We start from the raw sequence: 13396 nt of genomic DNA, 5'->3' as shown, positions 1-13396 counted from the left end.
AAGAGAGCACCATGCGTAAAGAATGCTTCATGAGCTTTGAAAAGCTCGCGACCGATGGCCGTGCACGTCGTGGCCGCATGACTTTCCCGCGCGGCACCGTGGAAACCCCGGCCTTCATGCCGGTGGGCACCTACGGCACCGTCAAGGGCATGACGCCGGAGTCCATCAAGGACATCGGCGCCGAGATCATCCTCGGCAACACCTTCCACCTGTGGCTGCGCCCGGGTACGGAAGTCATCGAAGCGCATGGCGATCTGCATGACTTCGCGCAGTGGGACAAGCCGATCCTGACCGATTCCGGCGGCTTCCAGGTCTTCTCGCTGGGCAAGACGCGCAAGATCACCGAACAGGGCGTTCACTTCCGCTCACCGGTCGATGGCTCCAAGGTCTTCATGGGCCCGGAAGAATCGATGGCGGTGCAGCGCTCGCTGGGCTCCGACATCGTGATGATCTTCGATGAGTGCACGCCGTATCCGGCCACCCATGATGAAGCGCGCAAGTCGATGGAGATGTCCCTGCGCTGGGCGCAGCGCTCCTACGACGCGCATGGCGACTCGCCGTCGGCGCTGTTCGGCATCATCCAGGGCGGCATGTACCCGGACCTGCGCGAGAAATCCCTCGAGGGCCTCAAGAAGATCGATTTCGACGGCTACGCCATCGGCGGCCTGTCCGTGGGCGAGCCCAAGGACGAGATGATCAAGGTTCTCGACTACCTCCCCGAGTGGATGCCGGACGACAAGCCGCGCTATCTGATGGGCGTCGGCAAGCCGGAAGACCTCGTCGAGGGCGTGCGGCGTGGCGTCGACATGTTCGATTGCGTGATGCCGACCCGCAACGCGCGCAACGGCCACCTGTTCACGCCGACGGGCACCGTCAAGATCCGCAACGCCGTCCACAAGCGTGACACCTCACCGCTGGACCCGGACTGCGATTGCTACACCTGCACCAATTTCTCGCGCGGCTATCTGCATCACCTTGATCGCTGTGGAGAAATGCTCGGCTCGATGCTCAACACCATCCACAATCTGCGCTACTACCAGACCGTGATGGCTGGTTTGCGCGGTGCAATTGAAGCGGGTACATTGCAGGACTTCGTGGAACAGTTCTATGCCGCGCGCGGCCTGCCGGTGCCGCCGCTGGCCGACTGATCGAGGCGAATGACGACCGGGGGCCAAATCCTCCGGTCGTCTTGATATTCGACTCGAGCCAGACGTGAAGAAGAGCCTGAATCACGCTCATTGCATAACAACAGTTCACTCGTAACCTCTGGAGATACACATGCTGGAATTCCTGATTCCTGCCGCACACGCGGAAGCCGAAGCGGCTGTCGCCGGCGGCGGCGCCATCGGCCAGATCGTCATGCTGGTCGGCTTCGTGGTCATTTTCTATTTCCTGCTCTGGCGTCCGCAGTCCAAGCGCGCCAAGGAACACAAGAACCTGATCGGCAATCTGGCCAAGGGTGACGAAGTCGTCATCGGTGGTGGCCTGGTTGGCCGCATCACCAAGGTCAGCGAGCAGTTCATCACCATGGAGCTGAACGAAGGCAACGAAGTCAACGTGCAGAAATCTGCCGTGGCTGCAGTCCTGCCGAAGGGCACCATCAAGTCCATCTGATCCCTCCTGCTGCCGGCCCCTGTGCCGGCAGCATGCTTTTCTCTCCCGCTCCACCAAGGACAGGGCTGCCATGCTCAACCGCTATCCGCTTTGGAAGTACCTGGTGATCTGCCTGGTACTTGCCGTCGGCGTGATCTACGCATTGCCGAATCTCTACCCCGAAGACCCGGCTGTGCAGATCAGTGCCGCCAGCGGCGCCGAGGCCATCGACCAGCAAGACCTCGATCGCGCCACCAGTGCCCTCGAAAACGCCGGCATCACGCCCAAATCCGGGGAACTCAACGGTTCCACCGGCCTGATTCGCCTTACCAGCAACGACCAGCAGCTGCGCGCCAAGGAACTGATCAGCGAGACGCTCGGCGATGACGCCATCGTCGCGCTGAACCTGGCCGACGCCACGCCGTCGTGGCTGGCCAGCCTCGGTGCCTCACCGATGAAGCTGGGCCTTGACCTGCGTGGCGGTGTCCACTTCCAGCTGGAAGTCGACATGGACGCCGCGGTCAAGCAGCGCCTGGAAGTCAACGCCAGCGCCATCAAGGAAACCCTGCGCGAGGAGCGTATCCGCTACCGCGGCAGCGAAGTCGACGACGGCACCCTGAGCCTGACGTTCTCCGATGAGGAAGACCGTTCGAAGGCGCGCTCACTGATCTCGCGCGACTTCCAGAACTTCGAATACGACGAGCGCGATGTCGAGCGTGGGGCCGTACTGGACCTCACCCTGACCGCCGCCGCCGTCAAGGAGATTCAGGATTACGCGGTCAACCAGAACCTGACCACGATCCGCAATCGCGTCAACGAGCTGGGCGTGTCCGAGCCGCTGGTTCAGCGCCAGGGCCCGAACCGCATCGTGGTCGAGCTGCCGGGCGTGCAGGACACGGCCGCCGCCAAGCGCGTGCTGGGTGCCACCGCCAACCTCGAATTCCGTCTGGAAGCGGCCAGCGACACGCCGGCCAGCGAGATGGAGAGCTTCGCGTTCCGCAACCAGCCGAGCCGCACCGCCAACATCATGAAGGACGTGATCATCAGCGGTGACAGCGTCTCCAGCGCCAGCACCAGCTTCGATGAAAGCGGCCGTCCGCAGGTCAACATCAACCTGGACGGTACCGGTGGCTCGATCATGAACCGCGTCACGCGTGCCGCGATCGGCCGCAACATGGCGGTGCTGTTCATCGAGCACAAGACCCGCACGCGCACCGTGATGGAAGACGGCGAGAAGGTCGAGAAGCGCATCCCGTACACCGAGAAGGGGCTGATCAGCCTGGCGACGATCCAGAGTGCACTGGGCAACAGCTTCCGCATCACCGGCCTCGACTCGCCGACGGAAGCCAAGGAGCTGTCGCTGCTGCTGCGTTCCGGCTCACTGGCCGCACCGATCTACTTCGTGCAGGAACGCACCATCGGCCCGAGCCTCGGTGCCGAGAACATCTCGCGCGGCATCCTGTCCGTCGAGCTGGGCCTGCTGCTGGTCGTGCTGTTCATGCTGGCGCGCTACAAGGCCTTCGGTGTCGTCGCCAACGTGGCCCTGACCGCCAACCTGGCGATCCTGATTGCCGCGATGTCGATGCTGGGTGCCACCCTGACCCTGCCGGGTATCGCCGGTATCGTGCTGACGCTGGGCATGGCGGTGGATGCCAACGTGCTGATCTTCGAGCGTATCCGCGAGGAAATGCGCTCCAAGATGCCGCTGCATCAAGCCGTGCATACCGGCTTCGAGCGCGCCTTCACCTCCATCGTCGATGCCAACATCACCACCCTGCTGGTCGCGGTGATCCTGTTCTCCATCGGCAGTGGCCCGGTCAAGGGCTTCGCGGTGACGCTGTCCATCGGCATCCTGACGTCGATGTTCACGGCGATCATGGTCTCGCGCGGCATCATCAATCTTGCCATTGGCGGCAAGACACTCAAGAAACTCTGGATCTGAGGGGCCATCGTGATGCGACAGTTTGACTTCATGAGCAAGCGGCGCGCGGCCTTCATCGTCTCCATCGTGCTGACGATCGTGGCCATTGGCGCCCTTGTGATTCATGGCCTGAACCTGGGCCTCGACTTTACCGGCGGCACCCTGGTGGAAGTGAAATACCAGGCGGCACCGGCACTGGACAGCGTGCGCCAGACACTCGAAGCCGCCGGCTACAAGGACGTCTCGGTCCAGACCTTCGGTGCCAGCAACGAGATTCTGGTGCGTCTGCAGCAGAGCTTCGAAGCCGGCATCGGCAATGACATCGTGGCGCATCTGCAGGCCACCGGTGACAGCGTCAACCTGATCCGCGCCGAGTTCGTCGGCGCCCAGGTCGGTGATCAGCTGCGTGACCAGTCCGGTCTCGGCATGCTGCTCGCCCTGGCTGTGGTGATGGTCTACGTGGCCTTCCGCTTCCAGTACAAGTTCGCCCTCGGCGCACTCATCTCGCTGGGTCACGACGTCATCATCCTGCTGGGCATCTTCGCCCTGTTCGGACTCGACTTCGACCTGACGGTACTGGCCGCGGTGCTGGCCGTGATCGGCTACTCATTGAACGACACCATCATCGTCTACGACCGCATTCGCGAGAACATCCGCAAATCGCGTACCGATCACATGCCGTCGATCTTCAATGACGCCATCAACGCGACGCTGTCACGTACGCTGTCCACCTCCGGCACCACCTTGCTGGTATTGCTGGCGCTGTACTTCCTCGGCGGTGACATGATCCACAACTTCGCCATCGCGCTGATCATCGGTGTGGTCGCGGGGACCTTCTCGTCCATCTACGTGGCAGCGGCGCTGTTGCTGGTGGTCGGCCTGAAGCGTGTGGATCTGATCCCCCCGCCCAAGGAGCAGTTCGAGGACGGCGCGCCGTAAGCGCCTCCGCTCGTTAAGCCCGGCACGGATCGCCAGGCACAAAAAAACCCCACCTCATGCGAGGTGGGGTTTTTTTCGTTCTCCAGACGGCCCCGAGGGCTGTCAGGTCACGTCGTCTTGCAGAGCCTTACAGGTGCGGCTGCATGGTCTGCGCCAGCGCCTTGTACAGACGTGCGCCAGCGGCCATCAGGGTGCCTTCGGCAACCACGACCGGCGTGCCGTCGGCACTGCCTGCCAGCGCGCCACATTCCTTCAGGAACAGGCTGACGATCTCGCTGTCACCGGCATCCAGACCCAGCACATAGACGGCATCGACGCGGCCGGAGGCCAGCTCGAGCACGTCCAGCAGCGCGCAGCCGCTGGTGCGCAGCATCTCGACCTGCGGGCCGACCTGCTGAACGATGGAGAGGTAGGTCGGCAGGTGACGCGGACGCTGCCAGCTTTCCGGCAGCCCCATCGCCAGACGCGCACCTTCGATGGAGGTGGCGTTGGTCACGCGGATACGGTGACCGGAGTGCTGGGCACCACGACCGCGGCTGACGATGTACTCTTCGTCAGTGAACGGTGCGATGACCACGGCGTGCTCGGCACGGCCCTTGAACAGGCAGACCACGGACAGCGCGAAGCCGGAGGCCGCGGATGCCAGGTTGGAGTAACCGTGCACCGGCTCGATGCGCCAGTGGTAGTCAGAGCCCTGACCTTCACCATCGCGATGGTCGGTATAACGGCCGGAGAGACCGTGTTGCGGATAACCGCGCTCCAGCTGACGCACGATGTGCGCTTCGGCGCGACGTGCAGTGTCTGCAATGAAGGTGTCGAGATCGTTGTCGCCACGGGCGACTTCGATACGTTCACGAGCACGGACGAACTGCTCTGCGGCACCGCGTGCAGCACGCAGCGCAAATTGGACCATCGGATGCATGATCAAGGCCTTGACGAGTCGGGAGCTGTTAAAGAACGGGTGCCACGGCGCGTGAGACATCAACGCGGCGCAACACGGATCGAGCGAAACTGGGTGCAATCAGATCAGGCGGTCATGTAGCCCGTACAGGAATCCTGATACGGCGCGGGGCGCGCTGCATAGTGCAATGTATGCAGGCTGCCAGCCGCCACAGCACGCGGCGCCAGCGAGGGCGAACACATGTTGCGACATGACGGGACGGCGTAGTCTATCAGAGCTCGGCTCGAGCTGCCATTGCCTGCGACCACCCTCTGCCTGCGCGTCGCCATCCTGCGCCCTGCCCGCGCGCGCCTCCCTCGCGCCGCTCTTGCCCTCAACACCGGCGGGAAACTGCTCCCTGACGCGGCTTCATGCTAGGATATCGGGTCCTGACGCGCGATTTATCGCTGAGTCTGCGTATGCGTATGTGGATCACACACTGCGCCAGCCGCGTCGGCCGACCCGCCCTTCAATTGCTATCCTGGAAGTCCTCATGCTTGAACGTCTGCGCATTGTCCTGATTGGCACTAGCCATCCCGGCAACATTGGTGGTGCAGCCCGCGCCATGCTCAATATGGGCCTGGCCGATCTCGCACTGGTCGCGCCGCGATGTCAGGTGCAATGCCAGGAATCCGCCTCACGCGCCTCGGGTGCCGATGCACTCGTCGCCAGCGCCTCGGTGCACGAGACGCTGGAAGAGGCCGTGGCGGATTGCAGTCTGGTGGTCGGCTGCAGCGCACGTTCGCGCAACCTGCCGTGGCCGATGATCACGCCGCGCGCCTTCGGTGCCACCCTGGCCGATGAAGCCCGCCTGCCGGATGCCCGCGTGGCTATCGTCTTCGGCCGCGAGGATTCCGGGCTCTCCAATGAAGAGCTGCAGCGCTGCCACCGCCACGTCCACATCCCGACCAATCCGGATTTCAGCTCGCTGAATCTGGCCGCGGCGGTGCAGGTGCTGGCCTATGAGTGCCGTCAGGCGTGGCTGGCCGACCAGGAAGCCGCCGGCGAGACGCCGCGGGCCGAGGATGACCAACCGTTCGGCATCGACTGGGACAGCCCGCTGGCCAGCCATGCCGACCTCGAGCGCCTGTTCGAGCATCTCGAGAAGACACTGATCAGCGTCGACTTCCTCGATCCGGAACAGCCGCGCCAGCTGATGGCACGCCTGCGTCGCCTCTATCTCCGCGCGCGTCCGGACAGCATGGAAATCAACATTCTGCGCGGCATTCTTTCCGCGGTGGACAAGCAGGTTCGCCTGGCACAAGCCGACACGGCCAACCGCACTTCCTGAGGACACGCCATGTTCACTCGACTGCGTGAAGACATCGATAGCGTGTTTGCCCGTGACCCGGCGGCGCGCAACTTCTTTGAAGTCCTGACCAACTATCCGGGCCTGCATGCACTGGTGGCCCATCGCATCAATCACTGGCTATGGCGTCACAACGCCAAATGGCTGGCGCGCACCGGCTCGACCCTGATGCGCTGGCTGACCGGCATCGAGATCCACCCGGGTGCCACCATCGGTCGGCGCTTCTTCATCGACCACGGCATGGGCGTCGTGATCGGCGAGACCGCCCTGATCGGCGATGACGTAACCCTCTATCATGGCGTCACCCTCGGCGGCACCACTTGGAACGCCGGCAAGCGCCACCCGACCCTCGGCGACGGTGTCATCGTCGGTGCCGGCGCCAAGATTCTCGGCCCGTTCACCGTCGGTGCCGGTGCCAAGGTCGGCTCCAATGCCGTGGTCACGCGTGAAGTGCCTGCCGGCGCCACCGTCGTCGGCATTCCCGGCAAGATCGTCAAACGTGCCGAGCCGGATGTGGCGGAGGAGCCGTCAGTCGACCCGGAAAGCCGCGAGGCCATGAAGGAGAAGTTCGGCTTCGATGCCTACGGCATGGGCCAGGACATGCCCGACCCGGTCGCGCGCTCCATGCACGCGATGCTCGATCACATGCATGCCGTGGACAAGCGCATCGAACAGATGTGCGGCACGCTGCGCAAGCTGGATGCCAGCTATCGCGCCGGGCGCCTGCCGGAGCTCGACGACGCTGACTTCGCCCAGCTGATCGATGAGCTGGGGCCCTGCGGTGGCGAGACCACCGTCGCTGACGTGGCCGCGGCCCAGGGCAGCACCTCGCCCAAGGCCGGCGCCGCTGCGTCCAGCGCATCGCAGGGCACTGCCCCGACTGAGCAGCCGCCGACCGAGCAGGCAAGCGATACGCAGGAGCCCGCCGAACGTCAGCATGGCTAAAGTTGACCAATTCAGTCGGGATTGACCCCGCCAGACCACCCCACCATAATGGGGCGCATTGATACGCCGTCTCGCCAGAGGCGGCGACTACGCCCGGCCTCGTCCTCAACGTCGCAGGCTCCATCTGCTCACGGACTCTGTCATGCGCCTGACCACCAAGGGACGCTACGCCGTCACCGCGATGCTCGATCTGGCCCTGCATGCCAGTTGCGGCCCGACCTGTCTGGCCGATATTTCCGTACGCCAGGGCATCTCGCTGTCGTATCTGGAGCAACTGTTTGCGCGTCTGCGGCGTGCAGGTCTGGTCAAGAGCGTGCGTGGCCCCGGTGGCGGTTATCTGCTGGATACCGAACTCGAGACCACCTCGGTGGCGTGCATCATCGACGCCGTCAACGAGTCAGTCGATGCCACACGCTGTCAGGGAATGTCGGACTGTCAGGCCGGTGACACCTGCCTGACGCACCATCTGTGGTGTGATCTGTCCGACGAGATCCACGGCTTTCTCGACGGCATCAGCCTGGCCGACCTGGTCGCGCGCGAAGAGATTCGCCAGATCGCCAGTCGTCAGCGCAAGGCGTGCGAGCCGACACCGATCACCGTCATGCACGGCAGCTGAGCGGCGTTTGCCAGCCAGGCTGAGCACGGCCAGCCGAGGCGATGCTCGCCGCGCCCCATCGCCTTCGAGATCGCCTTCATCACGTTCACCGTCATCACTGTCTGTCGTGTCTTCAGGAAGTCACCATGTCCCAGCCGATCTACCTTGACTATGCCGCCACCACGCCCGTCGACCCACGCGTCGCCGAGCTGATGATGCGTCACCTGACGCAGGACGGCACCTTCGCCAATCCGGCCTCGCGCAGTCACATGCCGGGCTGGCTGGCCGAGCAGGCCGTCGAGGGCGCACGTCGTCAGGTCGCCGAACTGATCGGTGCCGACCCGCGCGAGATCGTCTGGACCAGCGGTGCCACCGAAGCCGACAACCTGGCGCTGACCGGCTACATGCGCGCCAATGCCGCGCGTGGCCGCCATCTGATCACCTCGACCATCGAGCACAAGGCGATTCTGGATACCGCCAGTGCGCTGGAAGCGGAAGGCTTCGAGGTCACGCGCATCGCGCCGCAGCCTGACGGCCGCATCAGCCCGGACAGCCTGCGCGACGCCCTGCGCAGCGACACCATCCTGGTATCGCTGATGGCGGTGAACAACGAGCTGGGCAGCCTGAATGACCTGGATGCGCTGGGCGACATCGCCCACTCGCATGGCGCGGCCTTCCATGTCGATGCCGCCCAGGCGCCCGGCAAGGTGCAGATCGATGTCAGCCGTCAGCCCATCGACATGCTGTCACTGTCCGCCCACAAGGCCTACGGCCCCAAGGGCATCGGCGCGCTGTACGTGCGTCGCCAGCCGCAGATCAAGGTCGATGCCCTGATCCACGGCGGTGGCCATGAGCGCGGCATGCGTTCCGGCACCCTGCCGACCCATCAGATCGTCGGCATGGGCGAGGCCTACCGCCTGAGCGCCGACCAGTTCGACGCCGATCACCAGCACCTCGTCGCGCTGCGTGATCAGTTCGTCGCCGGGCTTGCCGGCCTTGAAGGCGTGCACTTCAATACCGATATAGAGGTCAGCGCGCCCAACATCGTCAATCTCGCCTTCGAGGGCGTGGATGGCGAGGCGATGCTGATGGCGCTGCGCGGCATCGCGATTTCCACCGGCTCGGCCTGCAATTCCGCCAGTGTCGAACCGTCGTTCGTCCTCACCGGCATCGGGGTGCCCCGTCCGCTGGCGCTGGCATCACTGCGCTTCAGCTTCGGTCGTTTCACCACCGCTGCCGACATCGAATCCGCGCTCGGCGAACTCAGGCATGCCCTGACGTCGCTGCGCGCCTGACCCGGGAGACTGCTCATGGCACATCTGTCGATTTCCTCCTCCGCCGCCGACCAGATCCGCGTCGTGCTGGCCGAGCGCGGCCACGGCCTTGGCCTGCGTGTCTCGGTCAAGCCCAGCGGCTGCTCCGGCTACAGCTACGTGCTCGACTTCGCTGACGAGGTCAACGAGGAAGACGCCGTCTTCGTCGATCACGGCGCTACCGTCTATGTCGACACCGAAGCCCTCACCGTGCTCGACGGCTCCGAAGTGGACTACGTCAAGGACGGCCTGAACCGCTACTTCCGCTTCAACAACCCCAACGTCAAGGACGAGTGTGGTTGTGGCGAGAGCTTCAGCGTGTAGACCAGGCTTCAGCGTCTAGACCAGGCTTCAGCGTCTGAGACTGGCTTCAGCTTGTAAATAGAGCTTCAGCGTCCAGGCCAGACTCAACGTCCGAGCCGACCCTCAGCGCCTCGCCAGCCCATGCCGACGAGGCGCTTGCCATCTGCGCGTCATGCGACTCAGGCATGATGGATGCAGCCGGTGGCACTTGCCGCTATAATGCCGCCCACTTTTGTCGCGCGCATGCCGACAGAGCCCGTTTTCCGCCGTTCGGCATCTGCCGTGCGGCTCTTCAAAGCTTGTCTCAGGAGATTCACCATGACTCAGCGTACTCTGTCCATCATCAAGCCGGATGCCGTTGCCAAGAACGTGATCGGCGAAATCTACTCCCGCTTCGAGAAGGCCGGTCTGCAGATCGTCGCTTCCAAGATGGTTCACCTGTCCAAGGAACAGGCCGAAGGCTTCTACGCTGAGCACAGCGAACGTGGCTTCTTCGGTGAGCTGGTCGGCTTCATGACTTCCGGCCCGGTCATGATCCAGGTGCTGGAAGGCGAAGACGCCATCACCAAGAACCGCGACCTGATGGGCGCTACCAACCCGAAGGAAGCAGAAGCCGGCACCATCCGTGCAGACTTCGCCACTTCCATCGACGCCAACGCCGTTCACGGTTCTGACGCGCCGGAATCTGCAGCTCGCGAAATCGCCTACTTCTTCGGCGACAACGAAATCTGCCCGCGCGGTTGATTTCGCCTTGTACGACTGAGAAGCCCGGCCCTTCGGGGCACGCGTCTTCCAGCCGTGCATGACACGACGGCCCTGCCTGCGAGGCGGGGCCGTCGTGGTATCGGACGTGCTGAAGCGTCGCGCGACAGCATGCACCCCCTGAAGCAGATTCGACGCTTGAGCAGGTCCGATACGCTTTTCTGAAAGCCGCTGCAGCGCCCTCTCCCCACGCCATGTGACGCCCACGCGCACTGCGCTGATGATGAGAGCCTCTTGAGGTCTGCGAGCCATCGCCACCTCCGCTGACAGCGTCGCCCTGCAGACGTCTATCCTTTGTGTGACGCCTGCCCATCCCTGACACGACCGGCCCATACCATGACTGATACCACTGCAACTGCCACCGATGCCGCGGCCCCTGCCGCCGTCAAGCTCACCAACCTGCTGGGCCTGCCGCGCCCGGCGATGGAAGCCTTCTTCGAGAGCATCGGCGAGAAGAAATTCCGCGCCACCCAGGTGATGAAATGGATTCACCAGGAAGGCGTCGACAGCTTCGACGAGATGACCAACCTCGCCAAGCCGCTGCGCGAACGCCTCAAGCAGGTCGCCGAGATCCGTGCACCGGGCATCGTCTATGAAGGCGAGTCCAAGGACGGCACCCGCAAGTGGGTGCTGGAAGTCAGCGATGGCAGCTATGTCGAGACCGTGCTGATCCCGTCCGAGAACGGCAACCGTCGCACCCTGTGCGTGTCTTCCCAGGTCGGCTGCTCGCTGGACTGCAGCTTCTGCTCCACCGGCAAGCAGGGCTTCGAGCGTGACCTGACCGCCGCCGAGATCATCGGCCAGGTGTGGGTCGCCACCCGTGGCGCCGAAGACCGCAAGGACACTCGCAAGCGTCCGGTCACCAACGTGGTGATGATGGGCATGGGCGAGCCGCTGATGAACTACGACAACGTCGTGCCGGCGATGAAGCTGATGCTTGACGACAACGCCTATGGCCTGTCCAAGCGTCGCGTCACCCTCTCCACCTCCGGTGTGGTGCCCAAGCTGGACCAGCTCGGCGACGAGATGGACGTCAGCCTGGCGATCTCGCTGCACGCAGCCAACGATGAACTGCGCAACGTGCTGGTGCCGATCAACCGCAAGTGGAACATCCGCGCGCTGCTCGACTCCTGCCATCGCTACCTGGCCAAGTGTGACGACGCACGTATCGTCACCATCGAGTACACCCTGATCAAGGACGTCAACGACCAGATCCAGCACGCCGAGGAACTGGCCGCGCTGCTCGACGAGCTGCCGTGCAAGATCAACCTGATCCCGTTCAACCCGTTCCCGCATTCCGGTTACGAGAAGCCGTCACGCAACCAGGTGATGCGCTTCCAGCAGCGTCTCTATGAGCTGGGCTACACCGCACCGGTGCGCGCGACCCGTGGCGATGACATCGACGCCGCCTGTGGCCAGCTGGTCGGTCAGGTCAAGGACCGCACCCGTCGCGCCGAGCGTTACATCAACGCCATCCAGCTCGACGCCGACTGAGCGGCTGCCAGCCCTGACCTGACGCTATCGCCATAGCCATGCGCCGCCCTGCCACCTTGACTTGTGGCAGGTGCGGCGCTTTGATGGGGGCGCTTTTGTTGCCTGCCGCGACCCTCGCCCGCAGGCACATCATGAGCCTTCATTCACGCGAGGATTGCATGCCGAGTCGTCTGCCCCGTCATCGCACCAATGAGCATGACCCTGTCGCCCATCACTCTGTCGCACAGGGCCCCTGCCAGCATGATTCCCACACCCGCACCGCTGCTCGCGGCATCACTCGCCGCACCAGAGCCCTGCTGCTGTGCCTCGGATTTGCCGGCCTGACCCTCGCAGGCTGCGCGACACGCGTGGAAACCAACGACCCCTACGCCCCACCGGATGACAACAAGGCCTCGAACGCCTACGTGGAACTCGGAGAGGCCTATCTGGGTCGTAATCAGCTGCAACGCGCCGACAGCGCCTTCCAGAAGGCACTCAAGCTGCAGAGCAGCAATGCCGAGGCCAAGGCCGGGCTGGCGATGATCTATCAGCGCCAGGGTGAGAACGTGCTCGCCGATGACTATTTCAATCAGGCCATTTCCAGCGATCCGTCCTTTACCCGTGCGCGCAACAACTACGCGGCCTTTCTCTACTCTCGCGGTGAATACGTCGAGGCCTGTCGGCAGCTCGAGATCGCGGCGGAAGACCTGACCTACGACAATCGTGGCCAGCTCTATACCAATCTGGGCCGCTGTCAGTTGCAGCTGGGCAAGACCAGCGAGGCCGCGAAGAGTTTCGAGCGCGCCGTCAAGATCAATCCGCGTGAGTCAGAGGCCTGGTTGGCGGTGGCACGCATGTCACATGACGCCGGCGACAATGACGCCGCCCAGTCGGCGCTGAACCGCTACTTCCGTCTGGCAGGCACCGATAGCGACAGTCTCGCCCTGGCCGTCGATGTGGCCACGGCTCGCGGCGACAGCCGTCTGGCAGATCTCTACAGCCGTCAGCTGGAGCAGGTCATGACACGGGAATCCGGTCGCGCGGTGATTCGCACTCCCTGAGCGAGGCGCAACGACGCCGCTGATGGCGCCACCTCATGGGCGGGGTCGCTGCAAGCAGGACCGAGAAGACCGAATTGCCGGTGAAAATCTCGGCGCGGGCTTGGTATAGTGCCGACGCGGACGAACGTGTGTTCGTGCGCGTCGATTGGCATGGGAGGTCATCGCTTTTCACGCTGCTCACTCGCATGATGATCAACGAGTCGCGCAGCACCCGGCCAATCGCGCGACAGCATCAGTCAGCA

13 protein-coding genes are annotated in these 13396 nt (G+C 63.8%); 12 read left to right on the top strand and 1 reads right to left on the bottom strand.

Annotated elements, in window-relative coordinates:
• Positions 1–11 precede the first annotated feature (11 nt).
• The 4 genes from tgt (at position 12) to secF (ending at position 4453) form a co-directional block, all read left to right on the top strand.
• Positions 12–1148: a tRNA guanosine(34) transglycosylase Tgt gene (tgt, locus tag ACJJV2_RS02265; RefSeq protein ID WP_200017636.1), complete on the top strand. Its 1137-nt coding sequence runs from the start codon at positions 12–14 to the stop codon at positions 1146–1148.
• A gap of 130 nt (positions 1149–1278) precedes the next feature.
• Positions 1279–1614 (top strand): preprotein translocase subunit YajC, encoded by a 336-nt coding sequence (gene yajC, locus ACJJV2_RS02260; protein WP_043333819.1) that lies wholly within the window; start codon positions 1279–1281, stop codon positions 1612–1614.
• A 70-nt stretch (positions 1615–1684) separates the two neighbouring features.
• Entirely contained in the window at positions 1685–3535 is a 1851-nt protein-coding gene (gene secD, locus ACJJV2_RS02255) for a protein translocase subunit SecD (RefSeq protein ID WP_054556870.1), read from the top strand.
• Between the two features lie 12 nt (positions 3536–3547).
• The gene (secF, locus tag ACJJV2_RS02250; protein WP_054556869.1) at positions 3548–4453 is read left to right on the top strand and encodes a protein translocase subunit SecF; all 906 of its coding nucleotides are present in this window, start codon (positions 3548–3550) and stop codon (positions 4451–4453) included.
• Positions 4454–4580: 127 nt separating this feature from the next.
• Here the strand turns inward: secF and ACJJV2_RS02245 are convergent, their stop codons facing one another.
• A complete protein-coding gene (locus tag ACJJV2_RS02245) occupies positions 4581–5375 on the bottom strand; it encodes an inositol monophosphatase family protein (protein ID WP_043333816.1) in 795 nt (264 codons plus the stop codon).
• A 511-nt stretch (positions 5376–5886) separates the two neighbouring features.
• On the opposite strand from ACJJV2_RS02245, the gene ACJJV2_RS02240 reads away from it, so the two are divergent.
• The 8 genes from ACJJV2_RS02240 (at position 5887) to pilW (ending at position 13154) form a co-directional block, all read left to right on the top strand.
• Complete coding sequence (locus ACJJV2_RS02240) at positions 5887–6684, top strand: RNA methyltransferase (protein ID WP_054556868.1); 798 nt, start codon at positions 5887–5889, stop codon at positions 6682–6684.
• 9 nt (positions 6685–6693) lie between these two features.
• Positions 6694–7647, top strand: coding sequence for a serine O-acetyltransferase (gene cysE, locus ACJJV2_RS02235; protein WP_405278002.1), 954 nt, complete (start codon positions 6694–6696; stop codon positions 7645–7647).
• 142 nt (positions 7648–7789) lie between these two features.
• The gene (locus tag ACJJV2_RS02230; RefSeq protein WP_405278000.1) at positions 7790–8263 is read left to right on the top strand and encodes a Fe-S cluster assembly transcription factor; all 474 of its coding nucleotides are present in this window, start codon (positions 7790–7792) and stop codon (positions 8261–8263) included.
• A 125-nt stretch (positions 8264–8388) separates the two neighbouring features.
• Complete coding sequence (locus ACJJV2_RS02225; RefSeq protein WP_405277998.1) at positions 8389–9537, top strand: aminotransferase class V-fold PLP-dependent enzyme; 1149 nt, start codon at positions 8389–8391, stop codon at positions 9535–9537.
• 15 nt (positions 9538–9552) lie between these two features.
• Positions 9553–9879, top strand: a complete 327-nt coding sequence (locus tag ACJJV2_RS02220; RefSeq protein WP_043333813.1) for an iron-sulfur cluster assembly accessory protein — start codon at positions 9553–9555, stop codon at positions 9877–9879.
• Positions 9880–10176: 297 nt separating this feature from the next.
• Positions 10177–10602: a nucleoside-diphosphate kinase gene (gene ndk, locus ACJJV2_RS02215; RefSeq protein ID WP_043333812.1), complete on the top strand. Its 426-nt coding sequence runs from the start codon at positions 10177–10179 to the stop codon at positions 10600–10602.
• Positions 10603–10956: 354 nt separating this feature from the next.
• Positions 10957–12114, top strand: coding sequence for a 23S rRNA (adenine(2503)-C(2))-methyltransferase RlmN (rlmN, locus tag ACJJV2_RS02210; protein ID WP_043333811.1), 1158 nt, complete (start codon positions 10957–10959; stop codon positions 12112–12114).
• A 131-nt stretch (positions 12115–12245) separates the two neighbouring features.
• On the top strand, positions 12246–13154 hold the full coding sequence (gene pilW, locus ACJJV2_RS02205) for a type IV pilus biogenesis/stability protein PilW (RefSeq protein ID WP_405277995.1): 909 nt from the start codon (positions 12246–12248) through the stop codon (positions 13152–13154).
• Positions 13155–13396: the final 242 nt, after the last annotated feature.

The organism is Cobetia sp. Ld8, assembly GCF_045066615.1.
Taxonomy (GTDB): Bacteria; Pseudomonadota; Gammaproteobacteria; order Pseudomonadales; family Halomonadaceae; genus Cobetia; species Cobetia amphilecti.
Note: the sequence above shows the minus strand (reverse complement) of the source record. Positions and strands in the feature narration are given on the sequence as shown.